The organism is Neisseria sp. P0001.S005 (assembly GCF_051963715.1).
On record NZ_JBQCTZ010001085.1, the window covers coordinates 1 to 234 of the forward strand.

Sequence of the window (234 nt, forward strand, 5' to 3'; positions counted from 1 at the left end):
GAGAGCTTGGTCAATTCCATACCCAAAGCCTGCAAATCGTTCATCTGCTTTTTCATTTGGGTTTTGCTGACCCATTCGTCTTCTTGTTCAAACATTGTGTTTCCCTGATTTTCTGAATCTGCCTATTTTATCAGTTTTCAGACGGCCTTTCCGTGCGATTTTTGCAGAGGCCGTCTGAAACGGTTAAAATGCCGCAAAACCCTGTCAGGAAACCTTTTTATGCTGTTTAACCAC

General features: G+C 42.7%; 1 protein-coding gene. It reads right to left on the reverse strand.

Translation table 11 applies throughout. The annotated features are described in order from the left end of the window. A partial coding sequence (locus ACTHSP_RS24140) for a dual-action ribosomal maturation protein DarP (protein ID WP_440346183.1) occupies nt 1–95 on the reverse strand: 95 nt, incomplete at its 3' end. Nucleotides 96–234 lie beyond the last annotated feature (139 nt).